Source organism: Paenibacillus mesophilus (assembly GCF_005938385.1).
GTDB lineage: Bacteria > Bacillota > Bacilli > Paenibacillales > NBRC-103111 > Paenibacillus_AB > Paenibacillus_AB mesophilus.
On record NZ_VCRA01000026.1, the window covers coordinates 80,774 to 105,181 of the forward strand.

The 24,408-nt window shown below is 47.6% G+C and carries 18 protein-coding genes, 2 rRNA genes and 1 pseudogene; 4 read left to right on the forward strand and 17 right to left on the reverse strand.

The genetic code is table 11. The features are described 5' to 3' along the window. Positions 1 to 81 precede the first annotated feature (81 nt). The 3 genes from FE783_RS29860 to FE783_RS29870 all read right to left on the reverse strand — a co-directional run bounded on the left by FE783_RS29860 (position 82) and on the right by FE783_RS29870 (position 5,894). Positions 82 to 3,198, reverse strand: coding sequence for a DUF4838 domain-containing protein (locus FE783_RS29860; RefSeq protein ID WP_158302117.1), 3,117 nt, complete (start codon positions 3,196 to 3,198; stop codon positions 82 to 84). A gap of 249 nt (positions 3,199 to 3,447) precedes the next feature. Beyond that, positions 3,448 to 4,779 carry an ABC transporter substrate-binding protein gene (locus FE783_RS29865; protein WP_138883055.1) on the reverse strand — a complete coding sequence of 444 codons (1,332 nt, stop codon included), beginning with the start codon at positions 4,777 to 4,779 and terminating at the stop codon, positions 3,448 to 3,450. A gap of 41 nt (positions 4,780 to 4,820) precedes the next feature. Then, positions 4,821 to 5,894 (reverse strand): sialidase family protein, encoded by a 1,074-nt coding sequence (locus FE783_RS29870; RefSeq protein ID WP_158302118.1) that lies wholly within the window; start codon positions 5,892 to 5,894, stop codon positions 4,821 to 4,823. A 340-nt stretch (positions 5,895 to 6,234) separates the two neighbouring features. Here FE783_RS29870 and FE783_RS29875 point away from each other — a divergent pair, with 340 nt between their 5' ends. Beyond that, positions 6,235 to 6,480: a helix-turn-helix transcriptional regulator gene (locus FE783_RS29875; protein WP_138883057.1), complete on the forward strand. Its 246-nt coding sequence runs from the start codon at positions 6,235 to 6,237 to the stop codon at positions 6,478 to 6,480. 65 nt (positions 6,481 to 6,545) lie between these two features. Here FE783_RS29875 and FE783_RS29880 read toward each other — a convergent pair whose 3' ends face one another. Beyond that, positions 6,546 to 8,540 (reverse strand): stalk domain-containing protein, encoded by a 1,995-nt coding sequence (locus FE783_RS29880; RefSeq protein ID WP_158302119.1) that lies wholly within the window; start codon positions 8,538 to 8,540, stop codon positions 6,546 to 6,548. A gap of 213 nt (positions 8,541 to 8,753) precedes the next feature. Here FE783_RS29880 and FE783_RS29885 point away from each other — a divergent pair, with 213 nt between their 5' ends. After that, complete coding sequence (locus FE783_RS29885) at positions 8,754 to 9,242, forward strand: hypothetical protein (protein ID WP_138883059.1); 489 nt, start codon at positions 8,754 to 8,756, stop codon at positions 9,240 to 9,242. On the opposite strand, the gene FE783_RS29890 is transcribed toward FE783_RS29885, so the two are convergent. The 4 genes from FE783_RS29890 to FE783_RS39040 all read right to left on the reverse strand — a co-directional run bounded on the left by FE783_RS29890 (position 9,239) and on the right by FE783_RS39040 (position 12,896). Beyond that, entirely contained in the window at positions 9,239 to 10,825 is a 1,587-nt protein-coding gene (locus FE783_RS29890; RefSeq protein WP_138883060.1) for a GMC family oxidoreductase, read from the reverse strand. The two genes, FE783_RS29885 and FE783_RS29890, sit on opposite strands and share 4 nt — an antisense overlap. Further along, entirely contained in the window at positions 10,822 to 11,418 is a 597-nt protein-coding gene (locus FE783_RS29895; protein WP_138883061.1) for a gluconate 2-dehydrogenase subunit 3 family protein, read from the reverse strand. The genes FE783_RS29890 and FE783_RS29895 overlap by 4 nt, the downstream gene beginning before the upstream one ends. A 4-nt stretch (positions 11,419 to 11,422) precedes the next feature. Continuing rightward, the gene (locus tag FE783_RS29900) at positions 11,423 to 11,821 is read right to left on the reverse strand and encodes a hypothetical protein (RefSeq protein ID WP_138883062.1); all 399 of its coding nucleotides are present in this window, start codon (positions 11,819 to 11,821) and stop codon (positions 11,423 to 11,425) included. A gap of 697 nt (positions 11,822 to 12,518) precedes the next feature. After that, entirely contained in the window at positions 12,519 to 12,896 is a 378-nt protein-coding gene (locus FE783_RS39040) for an MATE family efflux transporter (RefSeq protein ID WP_138883063.1), read from the reverse strand. Positions 12,897 to 13,143: 247 nt separating this feature from the next. Here FE783_RS39040 and FE783_RS29910 point away from each other — a divergent pair, with 247 nt between their 5' ends. After that, positions 13,144 to 13,839: a hypothetical protein gene (locus FE783_RS29910; RefSeq protein WP_138883064.1), complete on the forward strand. Its 696-nt coding sequence runs from the start codon at positions 13,144 to 13,146 to the stop codon at positions 13,837 to 13,839. Between the two features lie 278 nt (positions 13,840 to 14,117). Here FE783_RS29910 and FE783_RS29915 read toward each other — a convergent pair whose 3' ends face one another. The 6 genes and pseudogenes from FE783_RS29915 to FE783_RS29940 all read right to left on the reverse strand — a co-directional run bounded on the left by FE783_RS29915 (position 14,118) and on the right by FE783_RS29940 (position 23,050). Beyond that, positions 14,118 to 15,728: a P-loop domain-containing protein gene (locus tag FE783_RS29915; protein ID WP_138883065.1), complete on the reverse strand. Its 1,611-nt coding sequence runs from the start codon at positions 15,726 to 15,728 to the stop codon at positions 14,118 to 14,120. 1,066 nt (positions 15,729 to 16,794) lie between these two features. After that, complete coding sequence (locus FE783_RS29920; RefSeq protein WP_238403308.1) at positions 16,795 to 17,241, reverse strand: translation factor GTPase family protein; 447 nt, start codon at positions 17,239 to 17,241, stop codon at positions 16,795 to 16,797. A gap of 959 nt (positions 17,242 to 18,200) precedes the next feature. Continuing rightward, positions 18,201 to 18,815, reverse strand: a pseudogene (locus tag FE783_RS29925) (LON peptidase substrate-binding domain-containing protein); the annotation flags it as partial. Positions 18,816 to 19,227: 412 nt separating this feature from the next. After that, on the reverse strand, positions 19,228 to 20,568 hold the full coding sequence (locus FE783_RS29930) for an ankyrin repeat domain-containing protein (protein WP_158302120.1): 1,341 nt from the start codon (positions 20,566 to 20,568) through the stop codon (positions 19,228 to 19,230). Further along, positions 20,543 to 20,809: an ankyrin repeat domain-containing protein gene (locus FE783_RS29935; RefSeq protein ID WP_138883067.1), complete on the reverse strand. Its 267-nt coding sequence runs from the start codon at positions 20,807 to 20,809 to the stop codon at positions 20,543 to 20,545. The genes FE783_RS29930 and FE783_RS29935 overlap by 26 nt, the downstream gene beginning before the upstream one ends. Positions 20,810 to 21,382: 573 nt before the next feature. After that, entirely contained in the window at positions 21,383 to 23,050 is a 1,668-nt protein-coding gene (locus FE783_RS29940; protein WP_138883074.1) for a ribonuclease J, read from the reverse strand. A gap of 203 nt (positions 23,051 to 23,253) precedes the next feature. Between FE783_RS29940 and FE783_RS29945 the strand changes: the two genes are divergently transcribed. Further along, the gene (locus tag FE783_RS29945; RefSeq protein WP_138883068.1) at positions 23,254 to 23,475 is read left to right on the forward strand and encodes a DUF2905 domain-containing protein; all 222 of its coding nucleotides are present in this window, start codon (positions 23,254 to 23,256) and stop codon (positions 23,473 to 23,475) included. A 106-nt stretch (positions 23,476 to 23,581) separates the two neighbouring features. Here the strand turns inward: FE783_RS29945 and FE783_RS29950 are convergent, their stop codons facing one another. The 3 genes from FE783_RS29950 to FE783_RS29960 all read right to left on the reverse strand — a co-directional run. After that, on the reverse strand, positions 23,582 to 23,830 hold the full coding sequence (locus FE783_RS29950) for a WGxxGxxG family protein (protein WP_138883069.1): 249 nt from the start codon (positions 23,828 to 23,830) through the stop codon (positions 23,582 to 23,584). Between the two features lie 220 nt (positions 23,831 to 24,050). After that, positions 24,051 to 24,167 (reverse strand): 5S ribosomal RNA (gene rrf, locus FE783_RS29955). A 148-nt stretch (positions 24,168 to 24,315) separates the two neighbouring features. After that, positions 24,316 to 24,408: ribosomal RNA gene (locus FE783_RS29960) — 23S ribosomal RNA — on the reverse strand; the annotation flags it as partial.

Below are 24,408 nucleotides of genomic sequence, written 5' to 3' on the forward strand. Positions count from 1 at the left end.
GCCGTATTAAACGCTTCAACGGTGTTGTTGTAGATTTATCGAGTGAAACGGATTTTACCCTCGATATTCCTGCTCTATTCGTTATTGATACAACGCAGCATCGTCGATATACAGGGTTGTTCCTGCTTCGATCCCGCTTAAACGCAGATGCATCTGCAAAAAGCTTACATCCACTTGATTGACGTCATCTGGAATCCATCCCGCTAAGCGAATCACCTTCCATTGCCCGTTTGTAACAATCGGATAAGAGGGCGACGTATACGTCCCGATGATTTTTTTCTGAGCGTCGGTCATATTGATATATAAGCGCATCGTACCCGAACTTGTTTGGCCGGCAGGCAGCTTGACATAGGCTTGTGCCGCGAATGTGCCCGACTGAGGCACGACGTACTGATACGGTCCGCCGAGTTGCAGCCCGGTTGCAGCCAAGCTGTGCTGCCCTGTTCGCGCTTCTACGTCACCGCGTACGATCGTCCCTGTCGAAGGAAGCCAGTTTCCCCATGGAGAAGCAGTTGTCGTCCCCGTTTCAAAGGAATTGTTCTGTGTAATCGACGCAGCGGAGCCGCTTGTGATTGCAAGCAGCAAGCGCGCGAATTCCCGCTGATCGGATGGCTCGGTTCGCTGGGCAAGTGCGCTCACCTGCTGCGTAAGCGGCCCGCCATTCGGTTCGTTCGTCAAGATCTCGTCCACCAACGGCCATAATGTTTGTGCCGTCACCCATTCTTCCTCATATTGGAATAGTTCAGCATCGTCCAGGTAAACGAGTGCGTCTTGCTCCATGCCGTCCAGGGTGACGACGACCTGTATTTGCTTGACATCACTTCCTTGAACGGCTGCCGGGACTTCTTCCAATATGCCAATGGACGACCACTGCCCGGCTGTTCGTACAAGTGGAGTTACACTGGACACGATCGACTTGAGCGTTTTTCCTTGCGCATCTTTCAAGTGAAGATTGAGCTGAATCGTTCCGGCTGTCTCGGATTGAGCCGGTGTATAGTAATATACCTGAGCGGCAGTCAGTCCGGGCTTTGCTGCGAACGTTTGGTAAGGTCCGCCGCGAACCATCCCTTCAATCTGCAAGCTCGCTGCCCCCCGGTGGGATAATTGCTCGGTACGCTGGATCGTGCCGAATGTCGGTATCCAGCTTTGCCACGCCGCCGCCTGTGTACCGCCTTCCTCAAATGAAGCGTTTGCCGTTAAGGACAACATGCTGGAGCCGGTCCGAAGCAGCAAGCGAGCAAAGTCGCGTACAGGCGCGGATTGCGCCGTATTCGTCAGAAGCTGCACCTGTTGGGTGATCGCTCCGCCTAACGGCTCCTGATCTTTCATATAAGCGGCCAAATGCCAAAATGCCGACGCGTTCCATCCCGTCCAGTCCACCAGCGGCAGCGACGATGGAGGGAAGGCAAGTGCGATTTCATTGTTGTAAGTATCCGGATGGTCATGCCGCTCCGACGCATAGGCGAGACTGGATTCGAGCGTACCGGTCACTTTCAGTAACAGATCCAGCGCGTCCTGCTCCCGCTGCGGCTTTTCGTATTGCTTCGGATAACTGCGTGCCGATGCTTCGTAATAATCGAACGACTGCTCCAACAGGCGTGCCCGCGAGCGCTGCTGCGCGGTTCCAGCCTTGGCAACGGCAGACGCGAGAAGCTGTTTGCTCGTCGTCAGATCGGACTCCGTCACCAGATTCATATACGATGCGTCGCTGATGGACAAATACGTGCTGTTCTTCCGATCCTGAAACCAGTTGGACGTCAATACCCGTTGCGTCCAAAACGTCTCCCACAAATCGAAATACGCCTTAATGTCGGGGGCGGCAGCGGGACCGACCATTCGTTCATACCATTCCATCAATAACGCATCGACGTTCCGTTCCGGGTTCCACTGCAGCTTCGCTGCAAGCCATGCTTTCGGGCCATCCCCAAGCTGATTGTAAATTTCAGCATAGTGGGCAATCACTTCGTGCTCTTCCGCATATCGATACTGTTCCGCCATCAAGTGCGGATACACGCGAGGGATCGTGTAATAAATACCGTACAAGTAGTCGTACCAGGCAAGCTGGCTGGCGGCCGCCGTCCACTGAACCGTCTGCGCCTCCCCTGCATCCCGGACATCCTCATCCGCCCAAGCCATTCGATCTTTCGTCAGCACAGGTACGACCCGCTCATGAAGCTGAAATGATGGCGGATCCATTACGTTTTTGTAAGCAAGCACCCCGAACCATTTGTCAGGATATACCTCTAATACCTGCTCTACCACCTCGTTGACCCACGCATAATAAATGTCCGACATATTTACGAGCCCAATCGAATTCAAATGGCCCGGATAAGTGGGATGTGCCGGGTTTGCCTCACAATAGTCCACGGAATCGTTAACCCCGAGCGAAAAAAACGTTTGTGACGGATTCGCCGCAAAGTAGGCCAATATGCCATCTACAGCGGCAGCAACGGTTCCAGGTTCGGTGAAGCACGGCTGCCAGCCATGCATCGGCCGGTCCGGCGCTTTATGGCCGGGGTAATACTCCGGGTGGGACATCCCATACTTATCAACCGGAAACAGCGAGAAGAGGTTATGCATGAAGACCATACCCTTCCACTTGTTGTAATTGCCCTGCAGCCGGTTGTTTTGCGCCCATTCAAAATAAGGCTGTCTGGCGCTCTGTACCGCCGGGGACCCACCATACGGACTCATCATACGAAACGAAAACGCAGGCTCCTGCCGCACATCTTCCCGCGGTACGGACAGGCTGGCGTTTATCGGCACGTCCTCTCCATCCGTACCGGGAAATAGCCATCTGACGCCAACATACCGCTCCAAAAATTCCAAGACGCCATTGTGGGTCCCCCACACGGACGGGCTTGCAATGCGAATCGCCGAACCGTGTATATGGATCAGGAAACCGTCCTCCTTCATACTGTCCAATACATCGTCGACATGGGAATCGTGTGTGAAAGCATCCAGCCCCACCTCAATTCGCGTCATCGCCTCCATGCCGCTCCCCAGTTCACTTACCCCATATACAGAGAGAAGCACACCTGTAGACTTTTGTACGTATGCAGCGAGCTGATTCGCACTTCGCCTTGTTTGTTCCTCTGCCTGGTCGGCGACAACGACGACGGCCTTTGCTTTACCGTTTACGACGATGGGCAGCGCTCCCGGAAACGGATTGGACCCGCGCAGTTCGCGGTAACGCATTTCTGCCGAGACCCCTTTCGACATGTCCCCGGAAGCTTCCAGTTGATCGATACGCTGCGCCAATGACGAAGCCGGGGATTGCTGGGCTTCAACGCGAAACGAACTTTGCAACAGGAACAGGAATGAAGTCGAAACAATAAGAAGTAGGAATGAAAGCCGGCTTATTCTGGATGGATGGGGGTAGTCTTTCAAATGAACCGCGTCCTCTCCGTCATGTATTGCATACGCTTACAACCCTGCTGTTCAATTTCACTTCTGTGCTGCGACGGCTTTATCCGCTTCTTCTGCCGCAAGCCTCAAAGCGGTGTTCACATCAGCCGTTTTCCCCGCGGCCAGATTCGTCATTTCCTTCACGAGTGCCGCTTGCGCTGCCGCATCGTACGGTGTCGGGGTGTACGGCTCCGCCAATTTGTCCGGGAACATCGCCTCGACATGAATCGTTTTCCCGTTTAGCCAAGGAATGTCCTTGCCAAACTCGGATTTCGCTTTCGGGTCGTTCAGAACGGACAACGTTCCTCGCCGCGCCATGTTCAGCATGTTCTCCTCGGACGCCAAATACGCAATCACTTGAAAGGCCTCGTCTTTATGTTTGCTCGTGCTTGTCACGGCTGTAATCGTTCCATGAATGGAGCTGCCTACTCCCGTCAGATCTGAGAATGTGGGCGCTTTGGCGATATCCCAATTGATCCCCGTCCACGTTCCGTTCAAATCTGTCGAAGCGATATACATCGCCGCCCGTCCTTCTTTCGTAAAGGCAGTCGCGGCGTTCGCTTCATTACCCGGAATTTGCTGAAAACGTACCAGGTTGGAAACGAATCGCTGCCATTTCGGCTCTTTGACGAATAACGATTGATGGGTGACCGGATCGACCATGCCGATACTCAACTGATTGACCAACATCATATGACGGTAGTCGATCACTGCGCCTAAATATTGCACACCGCCTTCGTTCCTTGTCATCTTTTTCGCGATCTCATACGTCTCGTCCCAAGTTAATCCGTCTTTTGGGTACTTTTCTCCGAACTTGTCGAACAAATCTTTGTTGTAATAAATTTTGTGTGCGCTCCGATTGACAGGCAGTCCGTAGAGCGGCCCCCCTGTGACCGATTTTTGCGCCGCAATGGATTGCGGGTATAAGATACCCAGATTGTATCCGTGCTTTTTGATCAGATCCCCAATGTCATAAGCCAGCTTCGTATCGACCAATTGCTTGCCGATGTTCGATAGCCCGACTGCCATCAAATCCACTTGTGTTCGGGTTGCAAGCGCGCTTTCCAGCGTCATTTGTCCCCCGCTGATGTCATCTTTCGCGCCAAGCAAATAATAGTCGATTGTGATGTGCGGGAACTTTTTCTTAAGTGCCGCACCGTCCTCTTCCATAAACTTTTCCTTGGTCACGCTCCCCAGCATCGTCAATCGTACCGGCTCCGGCTGTGTGACAGGCGGCTGCGGTTCCGTCTTGCCTCCGGCTTGTTCATTTCCTTTGTCACTGTTGGTGCACCCCGCCGTGAACAGCAGGCAAGCCGCCATACAAGCAGTCGAAGCGATACCGGCTTTACCGGTTGTCTTTAATGGATACATGCCAATAAACCCCCTTGGTCTCGTCAATATCAAAAGTCAATCTATACAAGCAAATCGCATAACGTTCCGGCAATGTAGCGATATCCATCCGCATCGTAATAGTAGTACGTCACTAGCACTGTGCGGTCATCCAACTGAATGGAACTCGTGTAACCGATGTCTCTCCCGCCCGCACCTTCCCGCAGCACAATTTCCACCGAATCGTCCCAGCGCTCACATTCAGGATCGAGAAGAGCTGCGCGGATTCCATATGGCTCATACCGATGACCATATGTCAGCAGTATGCGTCCGTCCTTCAACGGCAAGCCGTGAAATGGACTCGGCGAGTAAAAAGGACGTGCCGCCGGACGGCTCCAGGTAACCCCATCATCAATAGACTCCGACGTATAAAGCGGACAGCGGTTCGCTTCCGGCCGGCTTCCTTGCAGACGCGTCCGCATCAAGGCGACCAGCTTGCCCGACGGCGTGCGGTACAAAAGCGGTTCCTGAAAGTCGCAACCATCCGTGGAGCGGATCGTACCTTGAATCGTCCACGTATGGCCGGAATCTCCCGTTCGCGCGATCAAAACCTCAAACCCGTCCGAACCAAGCCGGTACATCGGAATTAACAGCCCCCCGTCCTTCGACTGAACGCCCGTTCCCCGAATCGCAACGTCAGGAATCGAAATCGGGACAGGCTGGTCCCACGTTTTGCCGCCATCGTTCGAACGAATTGTGTACGCCCCTGCTTTGCGCGCCCGCCAATGCTCATATACGGGACGATCGCGGGGCTGAGCAGGCAAATCTCCCGCCTCAAACACTTTCCACATGAAAAATGTGCCCACAATACTGCCGTCATTCAACACATTTAAACAAGGGTCCTGCACTCCATAATAGAAATGATCAAATAGCACCTCTGCTTCCGCACTCCAATTGCGACCATCCGTAGATGAAATCGTAACTGCCTTTGACGAAGGATCAATATGATCGTATTTTCCGTATGCCACTCGTCGATCCGGCGCTTGGCGGAAACCAATCAAGTAACCGCCGTCGTTTTTTTGGATAGCACTCGGGAACGTATTGTACTGACTATCTTTGTACAAAATTAAATGCTCCCGCGGTATAAGTCCTTTCACAGCGTGTACCTCCTTAGAACTTGCTTGATTTTCATCGTCATTTGTCTCAGCACGTGTTAACGCTTCCATTCATGTGCTTAAATGCTGAAAAACTCATCATGCCGGTAGGTTTCCACTTCCAATCTACCGTCTTCCTAGGTCTTCTTTCACCTATTGTTCTACCCCCCCACTTCTCGATTTTCTCGCATTACGAGAAAATGTCTCGTTAAAATCTCAAAAATATAGACTTTGCTGTTCAATGATCAAAGTCCAATTAGGTATTTCTCTTATTGCGAGACATTATCTCGTTATATATAATTATATAAGGAACTTCATATGGCAGTCAAGAAATAGATTCACTGTGGCAAAAGCCTACATCGACGACCATATCGACGAAGATATTTCGCCGGCCCGTCTGTCCGCAACGGCTGGCTTGCCGACCCATTACGTATCCAAGCAGTTCATGGAGCTGCACGTTTCCTTCGTCGATTTTTTACAGACGCCCGTATGGACAAAGGGTGCTATAATCGTGGTTTGCCGCAGTTATCCGCTCGGCCGGCCTCGAGTTGCCAAGCTCGCACATATGCAGCCGTGCTGCTGCACATGACGATCACGAAGGCCGCCGATTATGTATCCCTATTACGCTTCTGCCGCAGACACTTAGATGGATTATTATTCTGCTCCGTATTGAATGAGCAATTGAACGATGGATTCATGCTTCCACGTCTTCGCGATCATTAGCATCGATTTTCCATCAGAAACGCCATTGGGATCTGCTTTATGATCGAGCAAAAACTGAACGAGTTTGATGTCTCCTCTTGCTACTACCTGTCCTAAAGCCTCGGCATCGGGTTTCGCTCCGTGAAGCACAAAGTAACGCGTTAAATCATAGTCTGTCTTCCTTGGTATCGTTGTCCAATGTAAGGGAGTAAATGTTGTGCTGGCAAATTTAACGGGATGATTTAAATTTACCTTTCCGCCTTCAACCAAGTATCGGCAGATGTCTATGTATCCCTTGCTGATAGCCTCTAGCAAAACTTCACCCTTTGTATCATCCGAGTACTCGTTAATTTCCAATAAATGTTTGACTTTGTCCAAATTGTTTTGTAATACGGCGGTTTTTAACTGTTGGATTCGTTCTTTTTCAAAAATCCGTTCCTGGATCATTTGTTTGTACTCCGCGTCAAAGATCGACACCGTCTGGGTATTGTCGTTCCTTTCAACCTCCATACCAAAGGATTCCGCAAAAACTGTCAGCGGCACATATATCGTATCGTTCATGATGGCAGGCGGCGTATCCAAAAGAACCGAGGAACCATTTAAGTATGCTTCGGTGCTCCCGAGCTTGAACACGATAACCGACAGATCTTTATATAGGTTTACGGTAAAAGTAGCGGGTTCCCATTCTATTCGGGCGTCGACCCACAATACAGATAGGGCATTGACCGGCACCATAATCGTTTCATGTTGGATTACCGGTTGATGTCCGAAATCTACAATTACCCCATTTACCTTAACTCCAATAAAATCACCTGGAGCAGGGGGTTCCTCGGCAGACGAGCTTGGTATCCATACCGGCTCCAAACGATTCCATTTGGTTCCGTCACCGACAGGCCCGGCCCCCCATGACCACAGTGTACCATCTTCTCTGACAGCCATCGCTTTCCAACCGTCTCCGCTTGCAGCAATCTTGACTATATGAGTTAAGCCTTTTACTTTAATCAAGTCTTCGCTGCCGCCGTATGTCCCGATTCCCAGCTCCCCGGCCATATTGCTGCCGCTTGTCCAAACCGTGCCGTCCTTTTTTAACAGAAGAGGTCCCCCAAAAGTTGCTTGTATATCAACTACATTGGATATACCCTTGATTACACGCGGCGGCGTAGAGTTCACTCTACCTTTAACAAGACCGGATTCCCATACAGATCCGTTACTTTGCAAGGCGTACACGTGGGAATTACTCAAAGCGACAGCAGTAATATCGCTTAGTCCTTCAATTTGAATACTGTCCTGATATTGTTCATCTATCGTCCATACGTTCCCATCATTTCCCAGTGCGACAAAGTCGCCCGAACCATTGCTTGCAACAGCGGTAACATTTTTAAAATTCAACTGGTAAGTTATAAAATTGCTGAAGGAATGATCAAGCTCCCCCCACCTCCAAAGGGTTCCGTCACTTTTTATAGCAAGATTTTTGGCTCCCCCTCCTAATCCGACAATTTGCGATAATGCATGGACCTTACCGGGATAAGACCTGTTCCATCCATAGGGCTTGCTTTCTTGTTCTTGAATAAAGCTTGGATCGATCATTTTCTCAGGAATGTTCCCCCACGCCCAGACCGTTCCATCCTTGTTAATAGCAGCGCCATACTTGGATCCGGCATGAATCCCGACAACATCCGTAAGTCCTTTTACTTGTACAGGAAAATAAGTATTACCCGCTTCAAATCCTCTTTCCCCGTTTCCGAATTGACCTTGAAAGTTAGTGTCTCCCCACGCCCAGACCGTACCATCATTCTTAATACCTAAACTTAATTCATTACTGACCGCGATATCCTTCCAGCCGACGGCACTTTGCTCAGCATCCGCAACGGGAATGTTAATCTGGATAAGCAATATTGCTACAATAGTAGATATGACTCGATTCATCCACTTCAAGACGGGTTTCACCTTCCCACTTCCTCCTCTTGCTGTATTTTTTCGTGCCATTTCATTCAATAGGAATCGTATTACCTGATATTCCCATGACCAAAACCTTCTCTCGATTATACAATTTCCACAATCTTTCTTTCAATTATGCTATTCCGACTCCACTAAAAATTCCTGCATTTACACATTGTATAAGAAACCCCTCCGTTGTATGGTGGACAAGGGAGGGGTTCGATGTTCAGAAAATTGATATTGATTTATAAATGGAGAAAATTAAGACTTCTCGTTTGGAAAAAAAGACTCGTCCATCAGCTGGATCTCATTTCTCTCCAAGTCCCCTCCACCCTATCATGCTCGCTTCATCTTTCATGGGGACCTTTTTATGGTGGCTCGGTACTAATGGATCGCAAAAACAAAAAAGCTAAGATTCTGATACAAATTCCTTATGACCGTTACGTTACATCGGATGAGCGACAAGTGATGGCCAAATTTCATATTACTACAAGGGCGCTTCCCTACTTTATTTTTTTCCATGAGTGTTACCATCTTTTCGATGCTTTGTCTTATATGCGGGACAACGAAGAGAAGGATCTGAACTCGTATCAAGCAGCACTCATCAAATCAGCTCAAAAGTCAACGGATTATCGAAAGCTTCAAATCGAACAATGTGCGGACGATTTTGCCTACCGACAATACTTGAACCTATGCGAAAGGGCCGGTTAAACCGACCCCGACAATTCCAGCATTTTCGCTTTTTCCTTAATATAATCCGCCGTTCTCAGTGCAAGTGACATAACTGTATTCGTTGGATTACCCGCACCCGAAGTGACAAAAATGCTCGCATCGCATATAAACAAATTGGGAATGTCATGGGTTTGTCCATATGAATTAACGACGGAAGATGCGGGATCATTCCCCATCCGACATCCCCCCATCATATGCGCGGTATCCGGAATAACGTATTCGACTTTCCCGCCTGCCGCCTCGAGAATAGCGATCATATTGCTAACGGCATGGTCGATGAGTTTCCTGTCGTTATCGCTGTAGCTGAACGTCACTTTTGCACGCGGCAATCCGTATTCGTCTTTTTCGTCCGCAAGCGTTACCCGGTTCGCAAGGTTAGGCAGAACCTCTCCGACCAATGTGACTCTTCCGTAATAGTTATAATTCAGCAAAGTCTCTCTGAAACGCTCTCCCCAAACGGGCCCTCCTTTCGCTTTCGATATTCCGTTTGCAAATTCGACCGGTCTCGCTCCATGCGAATGAAGGGTGTAACCGCGGACAAAGTCGTTACTCGGATCGGTTCGGTAAAAATCTTGCATCGTCGCCAATACGGGAGTGCCTTTATAAAGCCTGATTTCATCATTGAATTTGGCATATACGTCTTGGCTGCTGTGAACCATGATCGATTTTCCGACGAGGCCGCTGCTGTTGGCAAGTCCGTCCGGAAACTGGGAATTTGCAGAGTTGAGAAGCAGCCGCGGCGTTTCCACTACAAAGGCAGACACGATTACGATTTTCGCCTTCTGTTCATACATTCTTCCATCATGAACGAAGGCGACCCCTTTTGCTCTCCCGTCTTTGCCCATTAATACTTCAGTTACCATACAATCGGCAAGCACATCAGCTCCGGCTTTGATCGCTTTCGGAATATGGGCGATGAGGGTGCTGAATTTGGCGTCGGGCATACATCCTTGATTGCAAAACCCCCGATTAATGCAAGGCGGACGCCCTTCGAACGGTGCGGAAAGAATCGCAAGCGGAGCAACGGATGAACGGATACCCAGCTTCTCGCACCCATTCATAAACATATAAGCGTTCGGACTAAGGGGCTCTCTTTCCGGATAAGGATAGGGACCTCGGTAATTCCCCCAAGGAAAATGCTTCGGTCCGGAAACGGCAATTTCTTTCTCGTTTCTGGCATAGTACGGTTCTAAATCCGCATATTCGATCGGCCAATCGTCGGCAACGCCATCGATCGTCTTCGCTTTAAAATCCGCTTCGTGAAATCGTAAAAAGACAGCTGTAAAATGCACGGTTCCCCCGCCGATGCCCCGGCCGGAGTTGTTGTGCCCCATCGTTAACGGGTCGCTCCCGTCCACGATTCGGGTATCCTGCCACCCCAAATTTTTCATCGCAAGCTCGTCACTTGCAAAATCTTTTTGAGGATCGCGAAATGGTCCCGCGTCCAAAACGACCACACTCATTCCGGCTTCGCTCAATTCTTTGGCGAGCACGCCTCCCGCAGCCCCGGCCCCAACGATGACAACGTCCACTTCTTCGTTTGCATATTTCCATTTCTTCATTGTTCCGGTTGCGCCTCCCAAGGATCCAGTTGTCCGAGCTGTGTGCGTACATATCCTCGCGGATAAGCCGGACCTGCATATCCGATTTCGGACCATACTTTCGGATGCGAGCAGTACGCTTCGACCGTTAAATTCTGTAATTTCTTAAACAGCGCCTCTTGAGGAATGGCGGTCCACACTTCCTGCGGTTTGGCATTGGATTCACTTAGGTATTGTAAATACCGTTTTTGCTCGGCGATATCCAGGTTCAAGTAAGGAGTTCCATATTGCGATTGAGCCCCTTGTTCGATCGCCTTTAGCCCCCCTCGGACTAAAGCGGAGGCTTCAGGAACACCCGCTTTTCTCTGGCTCTCTCCCGGCGATTTGTGCAACGATTGATCGATATGTGCGACTACAAAATGGAGCACATCCGGGGTATCATCGTTAACCAAAAGCGAACTGATTCGTCTAACCATTTCCGCTTCTGTAGAGGTAAGAAATTTAAGACCTTCGTTCGTATTCAATCGAGAAGTAACGATCGTTTGAGTATGGTCATCCCATTCATCCTTCTCGTTCATGACATCGAATGACGGATAGTGGCTTTGATTTAACATAGGATCACCGCGCCTTCCAGTACATGGCGATCAGACCAAGTACGCTCAAAGCAGAGAACATTAAAGGAAGAGTGATCGGCGGTCCAATGAGAAAGTTGCGCAACGCCCATCCCCCGACCCTAACCCCTACACCCCGGAAGTGGAAGTAAAAGCCGATTAAGCCCGCTATAACGCCGAACCACATCAGCACGAGAAACAGCGTGTGCAACCAAGAAGCGTTATACCAGGTCAACACGATACCCGCAATAAAAAAAATAGGAGCGGAAATGACGGGTACCCACATCGATTTATGGTTAAAGTTTTGCCGATAATGAAACATCGTCACTTGAATGCCTATTACCAAAAACGCCAAACTGACGAACAAAATGAGTATTCGATCAATGGACCACATAGACCAATTCATATCGTGCCCTCTTTTCCATATGCAATATTAGTCGGTTCTAATTATTTCCTGTGCGATCTGAAACTATTCCAACACATGTAAGTGATTCTTGCAGCTATGGGGAGTATAGTGGATATTTTATCGAAACCTTCGCATTCGTGTTTTAGCGATAGCTTATACTTGGTAAAGAATGTCGGTTTTCGCTTTAACGCTTTAGCGAACTTCTGAAACGATAAAAAATCCGCCAGCCGACTGCTCGCGGAAAACTAAAACAACTTTTCAATTAGGTACTGTTCACCAAAACGTGGTTCAAGGGGATATCCATAACGTTTTGCGATAACGCTCCAGGCAATAGCTTTTCTTCCGGAAGTACCGCATAGCCTGGGGCACATCCCGTACTTCCCCATCCTGCCGTCTTTCGTCCATTCCTTTTTCGTGTACACGACCTCGCATACTGGACACCACAAATGCTCGAACATAGGATAAGACTCCCCCGGTAAGTAGCCTATTTGCCCCACTTGTAAAGAATACAATAATACATATAATCCACCTTGATCCAATAATACCATTATGGACCACCCCATTAAATAGCTGCCCGTTAGGTGAGCAAACGAAAAGGAGCTGCCGCGTTGGAGCTCCACCACTATCGTGCCCGTTCATTTGTCGTCATGGCACTTTCCGCTGCTATCTAGACAAAATCATATATCTACCTGTTTAACTAACCCAGCTTCCTTCGGTATAGGTCACACCTTGTTCGACTCCCACTTCCCACTGCGGAAGCGAATGGCGAACAAGCTCGAACGAAACACTTGATCAATTGCCAATGCAAGCCAAGCTCCGAATAAACCCCAATCGAAAACGAAGATGAACAGTCCCGTCCGACGGGCTGGTTGGTCAGAGCAACCGCTGCAACGGCATTGGGACTGACACGACTTACCATAATCATAGTAAGCATACCGATTAAGTTGAGCAAAACCATTTCCGTGAAAGCAGGCCAAGCGAGGTCCACGATTCTTCTTCTGGTTTCCTTGCGATCCGAAGCTGACAATTCTGCCGGCGCGACCGGTTCCTTTGTCTTATATTGCAATTTCGCCATCACTTATTCCCCCGCTTTGTTAAAATATTCCTACCTGTATAACACCTGTCTTTTTATTTGAAAATCCATTTTATTGGTTTCGTTTTGAAGTTCATAGGGAGAGGCTCCGACTGTATTCTTGAACATGCTTCTTGGAAAAATACTTACCGAGATATTAACAGAAAATATAGACTGTTTTATAAAAAAATCCATGGTAAACTCCAACTGAGATCAAATTTATCATGTAATGAGGAGATGATCGAGTATAGTGGTAATTAGTGAAGAGTTGGTGACAGCCTTTTCCCATGTTCTTTGGATAGGTGGACCTCCGGATTGCGGCAAGACAACGGTTGCGGATATCCTTGCAGAGAAGTACGGATTACAGTCATATCACCTCGATCAGCACGAGATGGATCATGTACATCGTTCCGACCCCAACCTTCATCCAGAGACATTTGAGTTGGGTAAGAAGCTCAAAGAACTCGACGAGCTCGCGCAGTTGGAATGGCTCTGGGTTAAACGCACACCCATTGAGATGGCCGAGAGTGCGATGGCGAGCTGGTCAGACCGATTTCCCCTCGTGGTTGAAGACTTGCTTACGATGCCGAAGAACTGTCCGATCATCGCAGAGGGTCCGGGCTTCTTCCCGGAAGTTATCTTGCCGCTGATTTCGAATCCCCACCAGGCAATCTGGATGGTACCGAGCGAGGCATTTAAGCGGTCGTCGCACAGACGACGTGGAAAAGGCGAAAGGCGCGCCCAAGTACTGGGCGATCCCGAGATTGCTCAACGGAACCATATCGAGCGAGACCTGTTAATAGCCGAGCGATACAGACGATCGACGTGTGAACTGGAGCTCCCCCTTATTGTAGTGGACGGTTCGCAATCGGTAAACGAGGTACTGGCCAAAGTGGAGGCGCACTTTAGTACATATCTCCCACCTCTTGATAATATCAGTAAGTAATTTGAATATCGAATTGGGTTCTCCCGGTTGAAATATGCCTTTAAAACGATCCGCCAATTCTGCTCTCCTGCCCGTAACGAGGCTGCCGATCTATGGGCCTGTCGACAAAAGCCAATTTTGCAAAAAATGACTTTTAGAAACCCAGTGTTTATGCGGGTTTTCAAACGTCAACTTCGTTAAAAAGGTAATTTGTCAACAGGCCCCTATCCCGGCAGCCTTAGAAAAGAAACAGCGACAGCCCAGGACGAGAAAATAACGTCCTAGACTGCCGGTGCCATTCAAATAAAATTCAAATGCTTCATTCGGTTTATGACAGATAATACTTCATTAATTCTTGGTAATTCAAGCCATCTTTCGAAACCAGGAAAAAAGGAAGAAAATACAATATCCACTCCTTCTCTCTCCATATCTTCGAGAGCTTTTTTGATCTTTTCATGAAGACAGATGAGGCGATCCTGATTACTTATAGCGATTTTTCGAATTAAAAAGGCAATAGCTGCAAGCTGGGCGTGTGATGTGATATTGTAAAGCCCTCTGATATCAATTTGTTCATCGCCTATCATCATGTATCCCATGGTTGAAACCATCAGCTTTTCTGTACCACTACCCTGTGGATAGCTCGAAAAGTGATCGGTGGTTATTTTTCTTTCAATCTCCCATTTTGTAAGGGGGATACGTTCGCGTGGTTTGTCGTGTTCACATAATTTTTTTGCTTCCTGGGTTACGTGTCTTGGCACAAAATTGTCCATCAGGATGATTTGATCGGCAACGGATAAAAATTCACCGCTACCTCCAATAACAAGCACGGAAGATACGCCGACAGCCTCATAAAGCTCTCTGACACGTTCCGTAAAAGGTGTAATGGGTTCATGCTTGATTAATGAACGCATTTTGATGTCTTGAATCATAAAATTCGTCGCACTTCTGTCTTCATCAATAAGAAGAAGCTTACACCCGAAGTTGATTGCTTCCATAATATTTGCGGCTTGAGATGTGGAACCTGAGGCGTAGTCAGTCGAAAACTGTTCAGCTGAACTATTGGGTATCCATTTTATGAAAGGCGTAATATTGATATTTTTTATGGGACGGCCTTCCTCCGCACATATTTCCATTGCACTTTGATCTGTAATCACAAATTCTCGTCCGTCGCCTATGCTGTGATTGTAAATCCCCGAATTTAGTGCATCCAGCAATGTGCTTTTCCCCGAATAACCACCGCCGGTGATGACCGTCACACCATGTTTTATTCCCATTCCCCGCAAACCACAAATTTCAACTTCAACATCTTCCGGGGATGTAAAAGGCAAGGCACCCTCCAGTGGCCCGCTGTTGTCTTTATTTCTTGGCAAAATGCTGCCATTCGCAATAAACGCACAATAATCGCTGGATTTCAGCCATTCGCGAATCCTATTTTGTTTTTTTACCAATGCATAGGCAGCATTTAATTGAATGAGATCAAACTTGGCAATAAACTTCTCCACTTCTTTTGGAAGCATTTTGCAGAGCATGCGCATAGCTTTATCATTATTCCTGAACGGAAGTTGAACGGTAATCATTAAGCAGAGATACCATTTTTCCGAGATGACTTCGACAAAGGATGCATTACGTTGCAGCACCGCATGGGTGGGACGAAAACAATAAAAAGCACCATTCTCTTTATCAGGACGTGACCGGTTATAAATCAATTCATTTAATACCTCAATATGATCAACCCATTCTCTTAATGCAAAATCGGAGAGAACAACGTGATCCCTATTTTCATCTAAGCCGAGACGGTCAAAAGGTATTTTTATGGTGATACATGGTTTATCCAGTGTGAGTTTATGTGTCCGTTCAATGTAATAGGCAACCTCATTATTCCAATAGGTTGGGTCAGGTTCATAAATCATACTGTAAGAGGACTGTCCCGATTGTAAGGAGCGAAAATATTGAGCGAGTCTTTTAATAAAGCATCATCCTTTCATATTTGGAAAGCAGTGAATAACGGGAAACGATGCCGAAGTTGAAATGATATCTCAAGGAGGGGGCCCCTTATCCTTTGGAACAAGGTAACGACGAAACGGATCGACCCCTACTCTCCAGGTATGAGCCTGCTCAAACATATACCGGCACTGTTTGAAATTTTCCGCGAAAAATGAATTCCATCCTAAGTCATTCAAGTTCAATACATATTCCCCCTAATAGAGTTCAGATCCACTATTATTGCCATGACCAGCCTTTTGTCCCAAAAAAATAACAGCCACTCCGTAAGTGGCTGTCATAGACCGGCAGGAAAGCTTAAACGTTCCTTCTGCCTAAATATAAAAGCCCTGAGAGTGAATCCTACCCTCAGAGCCTAATGTATTCGTAAAAAAATAACTAAAAAGCAACGTGAGGATAAGACGTATATTTTTTTGTTTTCATTGTCCTCACCTCGTTACGATTTATTTTTACAGCAACACAATCATAACATTAAGATCATCCACAATATAGGGAAAGATTAATTAGAATTAACTCAAACCCTGAAATAGGTAAAAGATGCCCCCATAGGGTCTGGGGTCGGAAATCGGCCCCAATATTGCTATCATTAGTTTAGAGCAGGGGAATTCATCAATGATATGTCGGCTTTAAATTCACGTAAAAGTACGGTTTTAGGACCACGGTTCCCCTTTGTAATTATTGGGGTAGCCGATTCACTATCAGTTTGGGTTTGGATGAAATCGCCAGTCAGCAAGGCAACTGCAGGTTCTTTTGTTGCTGGGCTGGTGACTTCTGTTGATGTTTCTGAACACCCTAGAAGGAAGTGAATGAGAAGAAGATATTTTCACATTAAACTGCCCCGTTAGGTGAACGTAGGCTGCCGTTCATGCCGGCAGCCTAGTTCTGGTTGTTTATTAAATTCTTGTTCCCGATAGTTGATCAAACATTAGTACAGTCACAGCGCATTACGAACGGACAAAATATATTTGGCTTGGTCTAGCGGATTGACGCCTTGGCGTTACGCTCCGCGTTTACTTCCGGCGGACATTCCCTGTAGTACGCAAACGTTGTAGACAGAATGCCTCGCCCCTTTGTCATCGATCCGAGCCGAGCCGGTAAATCGAGCGACGTCGAGACTGGCATCACACCCTCGAGTTCCAACCGCCCGCTGCGGATCACCGGCGAATCCAACTCGCTGCGCATGACAATGAGTTCGGTCATGACCTTGCCGCCGTATTCCTCCGGAACGGATAGGCGAAAATGCAGAAGCGGTTCGAGCAGATTGGTACCGGTGTTCATGAAACCGTTCATAATGCCCATCGGCGTCGCTACTACGAAATCAAGCGGATGCGTATGCCATACATGATGTTCGCCTTCCACGAGCGTAACCTTCAAATCGGTGACCTCCCAGCCGCGCAGCCCTTGCTGCAGCGCCTCGGGCACACGCCGCGCGACCTCGTTCTGCTCTCGAGTAGGCGCTCTTATGGGTGTTTTAGAACAAAGTGCAATCTGACTAAGTCGCCTTTCTTTTGCTTTTGCCGTTCTTTTTGACCTGGTATAAAAAAAGTATTCGGGTTTAATTGACTCGTTTTTTCTACATCCTCTAAGCTCCATTCCAAGAGAATCTCCCCTTTTTACTGCAATCATATGGATAGAAGTACTTCACATCTTTTCGATGTCCTGCCCAATCGCTTAATAAAAGAGGAGCAGCTGCCGTGGCAAAGCTGCTCCATATAGTTGAACTAACGTACCTGATAGCTCAATCAATTTTGCTTTCCTTGCTGCCCCCTCTTACTTAGTTCGAGTAAGCCCATAACCAAAAATGACATGCTAATAGCCCAGATGATTCCTATCGCTGCAAATGCCAACGAGTTAAACGCTGAGCTAGTGAATGCTCTTCTTTCGAGTATTCTAGTTAAATAAAATGCACAAATTGTGAAAAGCACCAGATGACTAAGTATCCAACCGTACCCGTGTCCTTTGTATTTAACAAAAAAGCTAATTAGCATTCCTAGTACAGGTAACATTACAACGAGTAAACCTACTCTCAATAATGTGGGAACCTCCTCTTCTAAAAGCATAATTGTTCAATCCCCTTTCGTCCTTTTTTTGTTTATTAAGACGTTACCGTTTTAAGTTAGTTGCATTTTTAGATAGTCGTTTGCGTTCTTCTGCCCGCTAGCGCAACAACGGCAGCCGAACATATTGGCCGGCTGCCGTTGTGTAACGATTGAGCTATCGTGCCCGTTCGTAACGTAGTAAAAACGCTATAAGCGTTTTGCCAATGTCGTATTGCCACTAGCTACACTTCTTCCTATAGTTCTTTTTCATTTACAACTAAGCTCCCTGTTGTGTCGTTTGACACTCGGCCCCGGGACAAGCAAGTTCTACATGTGGGTGGTTTGTTCATTGTTCAAGATGGGCAGGAGCATCTCCAGACGTTCTTTAACGTCTATCGTCTCGAGGATTTCCTGCTTATCTTTAATTTTCAAGGACAGTCGGTTGCAGATGACGTCTGCAAGACGCCCCGGCTTATCAATGTCCGATACGGCTGCAAGCGCCTCCGGCGTAATCTTCTTGGACAAGTTGATGTAATGCTCAAACTGGCTAAGCACCGTGCGCATAAGAACGTCGATCTCCGGATCGGTAGACTCTTCTTCGGGCATCTCTCGGACATTAACCTCGTAATACGCATCATCCGCCAAATATTCAACAACTTCCGCCCGAATGATTCCTTCGACCTGAACACGAATCGTTCCGTTCGGCAACTTCACCATCTTCCTAACCTTGGCAATAGTCCCGACGCGATATATGTCGTCAGTAGACGGGTCTTCAACATCTTTTTCAGTCTGGGAGCACAGCAAAATCATGCTGTCTTCAACAATAGCCTTCTCCAATGCCCGGACCGACTTCTCGCGGCCAACGTCCAGATGAAGAAGCATGCCGGGGTACACGACCAACTCCCTTATAGGCAAGAGCGGCAGTCGTCGCATTTTTTGCTTACTGGGTACCTGCATTTCCTTTTCCTCCCTCACAATATTTGAGTTTTCCTCACCATAAATTACTTTTAATGCCCTAGGCACATGATTAGGTCTGTACCCATCAAGATTTTTATGATTATTTAATTTCTTTGCATTATTCAAAGATGTCCACCTTACCATTCTCCTTTGGTATGATTTGTAATCATTATAATGGAATACTAAAACTGAGATATGTCTAAATTTATCAGAAATGAAAAGGAATTTTTAGTGATCCGTTAGCTCAACTCTTTGAGTTATTCTAAATCAAGGCACATTCCGTTATCCTGCCCTTTCGTATAGCTCAATAGGCCGCCGATCGCCGGCAGCCTGTTGAATCACCTATTGTGCTCTCGTACCGTTAGCTTGGTAAGAAAATCCCGTTAAAAAAGCCCAAAAGAGAAATCTCTAGCTATACCTCTCCCAAGCTCCCGCACGCCACACACAAATCTGCTTCGATATCAGCGTGACCTTTCTTCTGTGCCCAAGCCAGCGGGGTAGCCCACGGCGCGCCCGACTTGTTCGGATCGGCACCGTTTTCAAGCAGCAGTGCAACCATTTCCCTCTGACCCCAGCGTGCGGCAAAGCCCAAAGGAGTGGAACGGTATTCCTCGTCAATGGCGTCGATATCGGCACCATGATCAAGCAGCAACCGTGCCTTCTGCAAATCCCCCTCTTGCGCCATATCGTGTAACAGCGTGACATGGTGCCAGTTCATGTGATTCGGATTCATTCCATGTTTCAGCAGTAAGGCGGTGATCTCATAGTGCTTGAAGTAGTAGAAGCGGCCCCACTTCGAGACATCGGGTACGCGAGCTCCATAGCGGATCAGCAGCTCGAGCATCTCTCGATTCCCTTTGTTGGCCGGTACGCAGAGAATGCCCTCTCCCCAGAATGCGTTCGCTTGTCGAGCAAACTCAGGGTGCTCCCTCAATAGCAGTCCAACTTCGACTAAAACATTATCGTTCACTAGTCTTTGGAAACGGTCCAGGTCACCTGTGTTGTCCTCCGCGCCGTACTTGAGGAGAAGGCGCGCCAGCTCAGGGTCTTTTTGTGCGTGGAGCAGTACGCTGCCACTTGACTCCGGCGCGGTATTCGGGTCCGCTCCGTACTCGAGGAGGAGCTTCGCCATTTCATGCTGGTTCTGGTAAACGGCGATCCAGAGCGCCTGCCCAAGTGGTGCACCTTCTTCTGGCAAGCTGGGGTTCGCTCCATGCTCAAGAAGTAACCTCAACAATTCGAGATCATTCCGCAGTGCAGCCGCTGAAATCGGGCGCCTGTGTGAAGTGTCTTCGAAGTTGGCCAGTGCCGGATCGTGATGGAGCGCCTCACGAACATAGACGTCGTCACCTAGGACCGCAGCAAGATAGATGTTGTATGAGGCCCCTCGCGCAAGCAACATTCCTGCGAGAACGCCGGCAATAAGAGCTGGTTTGCCACGCTGATCCAGTGCACAATTGATAGGACGAGCTCCGTCGGCGCGGACGGCATCCGGGTTTGCACCAGCATCAAGAAGCGCCATCATGACCCGTAAATGTCCTCCCTCAGCAGCCTGATGAAGAGCCGTATCACCGGTATCGTTGGCGGTACGGGCCAGACCAGGGTTACGCGCCAGCTCCGACTGAATCCGAGCGAGATCGCCGTTGCGGGCGGCGCTCAAAAACCCTGAAATGTCCCCCCAGACAGGAAACAGGAGAGACAACATCTCCAAGAGAAGTTTCGCAATCTCATGATGCCCCCGATCCTGCGCCATCGTCATCCTGGAAGGGATAAGTGCGGTATGTGAGATTGGCCCCCTGCTCCAGCAGGTAACAGACAATATCAAGATGGCCTTCACGGACGGCAAAGTGAATCGGCGGAGTGTAGTTGTATTCGCAGCGGATCAACGTGGGGCGGTGCGAAACCAGCGCCCTCACTCGTTCCAGATCCCCTTTCCAACTTGCCTCAAATATGCTCCAGACATCTTCGTCCTTCAGGTCAACAGGTCTGATCATGTCGCGTGTGCTCCTCTCCCGGACAGTAATTCAAAGCCATTTTTTTCGCACAATTGATATAGTTCTGTCATTTGATATTGTCAAAATTCATCTCTCATTATAAGTTACGTTTATAAAGTTCATCTTAATTTATAACTGACTTTGGCTCAAGCTTAACGATCATAACGGCCCTTTAGCACAACAAGGCTGCCGTTCGTTCACGCGGCAGCCCATCTATGTTTGCTGTAGAGTGGAGGACTGGTTTCCCAGTCCCCCCTCATCAAACCGTACGAGCGGTTTTCCCGCATACGGCTTTCCGATGTTCTTCACCTTGTGCTGTGTAGCTGCCCCAAGCACTAACCCGTTTCAGCCCTAATCATCCGAGAATCTCTGCAACCCTTCTTGGATGCTGATAACTTCCGATGATTTACCAGTCAACTTTTACTTATGCCCGGATCAACGCTGCCGTTGTCTTTGCGATTTTATTTTTGAAGATTTTTTTTTGGAATGGATCGTTTTTCGATTCCGATCTTAAACCGACTTCCACTGTTGCTCATGCGTCAAAGCATTCCCGCATCCACCCATATTCAATTACTAGATTTCAATGATTATCGGAAGTATCATCGGCCTTCTCTTCGTGCGTACGTATAGAAATTTTCCCAATGATTCTTTAATGGTTTGTTTTATTACATTCCATTGATTTATTTTTTCTTCGTGCATTTTAGAGACGATCAGGGCAACTTGCTGATTAACATCTTTCAACAGCGATTCCGAGTCGCGAACATACACAAAACCTCTGGTAATGGTTTCGGGTTCGGATATAAGGTTTCCTTCCGTCTTACTAAGCGTAATTACCGTAATTAAAATACCGTCTGCTGAAAGCTGCCGGCGATCGCGAAGCACTATATTTCCAATATCCCCAATGCCAAGACCATCCACAAGAATTTGACCTGCCGGTATTCGCCCTGATTTCCGGATCATGCCCTCACTTGATTCGACCACATCTCCGTTATTCAAAATGAAAATATGGTTACTTTGCACTCCAACTGCTTCGGCAAGTAAGCGATGTTGATGCAGCATACGGTATTCACCGTGGATTGGAATAAAATACTCGGGTTTCATTAGGGTAAGCATGAGCTTTAACTCCTCCTGGCTTCCATGCCCGGAAACGTGCAATTCGCTCTTAGATCCGTAGATGACATGAGCCCCGAGCGTATAAAGATTGTCTACAATTCGAGACACATTACGTTCATTTCCTGGAATAGGATTCGCTGCAATAATAACCATATCCCCAGCCTGTATTTCCATTACCCTATGATTCGAACTGGCCAGTCTGGATAAAGCAGCCATCGGCTCGCCTTGACTGCCGGTACATAGTACAGCAATTTTCTCTGGAGGCCGATGGGCCGCTTCCTCCGGGTCAACAAGCATACCTTCAGGAATTTGAAGATATCCAAGCTCCTGTGCAACCGCTACAACGTTTACCATGCTTCTTCCAAGCAAAGTAAGCGCGCGGTTCGTTTGAACTGCAGCGTCAACGACTTGCTGCAAACGATGAACATTGGAAGCAAAAGTGGATACAAACACTCGACGATTTGCCTTTCCGAATGCTTCTTCTAGATGAGTGCCAATGAGACGTTCGGAAGGAGTAAATCCAGGTCTTTCGGCGTTAGTGCTTTCTGAAAGCAGTATAAGGACACCCCTTTTACCAATGTCCGCCATTTTATGTATATCCGGATACTGTCTATTAACAGGCGTCATATCGAATTTGAAATCCCCTGTATGTACAATTGAACCCGCCGGTGTATCGAAGACAATACCAAGACAATCCGGTATGCTATGATTCGTGTTAAAAAAGCTGCATCTTATGCTGCCGAAATCAACTTCAGAATTGGAATCGATACATTGAATGGTTGTTTCCCGGAGAATGCCATGCTCTCTTAATTTAATCTCAATTAATCCAATCGTTAGTCGCGAAGCAAAAATCGGTAGTTGAAGCTGTTTAAGCAGATAAGGTATGCCTCCGATATGATCTTCGTGACCGTGGGTGACGACGATTCCCTTTACCTTTTCTTTATTGTTTAATAAATAGCTGATATCTGGAATAATAAGGTCTATTCCAAGAAGGTTCTCGTCCGGGAATTTTGAACCGCAGTCGATTACAACGATGTCATCTCCGTATTGCAAAATATACATATTCTTACCGATTTCATTAACTCCCCCCAACGCTGCAATCAATAAGCGCTCTCTGGAAAGCACCATCATTAACCCTCCACAGTCAGTTTCCTTTATTATGATTTGGTGTCCCATTGATTATCCTTCAGCTGAATAATAGCTCATTTATCAATTGGGCTGTTCGCCCACCAGCCGTACGGCGACCGATCCGGAGCCGATTTTCTCCCGATGGATGGAAAATGTGGACATAACAAACCATAAATTCAACAAATCAAAAGGAGAAATAAGATATGAGCAACGTACCAAAGTTTCTCTTAGGCATCGGTGTTATTTTGATAATCGTTGGAGTGATCTGGATGTTACTTAGCCGGTTTATTAATCTAGGCAGGTTACCGGGTGATGTCGCAATCGAAAAAGGCAATTTCAAGTTTTATTTTCCGATCGTCACTTGTATCCTAATAAGCGTCGTACTCTCCATTATCTCATTTATCATCCGCCTGTTCATGAAGTAAGAAATAGAAATTTGAAAGGTAACGCCAAGACCCCGGAAAAACTTCCGGGGCGTATTCCATTATAAATATAAGATACAACTGTTGAAGACCATTACGTCATAACCGTTTAATGCTCTCTTTCGGGATTTTTTGATCGGTTTCTCTTTCCAGCTAATCCTAAAAGGCCAGCTAACCCTAACCATCCCCAGTTCGGATTTTTGTCATTAGTTGCATATGCACGAGTAGTGTTGTTCCCATCATTCATTGTTGTATTTACGGCAATCGCTTCTTCGTATAAGGCACCATCGGCAAATGCAGGTAAAGAAAGCAACAAGCTGAATGACAGAACAAATATAGCCATGAAAAGTTTTTTCATTTATTAGACTCCTCCAGTGGTTTAGAATTCGTTGTTAGGATGTCTTCTTTTAGGCTTGTTATCATAATAAGTTTTTTCCATGGGTCATTTTTATTAGGATAACCGGATTTGGACAACGATTTGATTTACTTTCTCTTTAGGGTTTAGCCAGTTGATTCAATATTTCACTTTCCCCAAAAAAACAAAAAAGCCTCACATGTCGTGAGACTTTTTGTGTTTCGCTTGGCAACGTCCTACTCTCCCAGGACCCTGCGGTCCAAGTACCATCGGCGCTGGAGGGCTTAACGGTCGTGTTCGGGATGGGAACGCGTGGATCCCCTCCGCCATCATCACCAAACGATTTCGCTCAAGGTTTATTCCCTGAAAACTGAATGCGAAACGAGCGAGTGTTGCTTCATCGATGTTACCCGGAATGGGTTTTCCGGGGGCTCCCACAAAAGTACTCGGCGTTTCTACAACGCTTCGCTTCACTTTTGGGGGACCTTTGGGATAAGCCCTCGACCGATTAGTATTCGTCAGCTGCACGCGTTGCCGCGCTTCCACCCCGAACCTATCAACCTGGTCGTCTACCAGGGGTC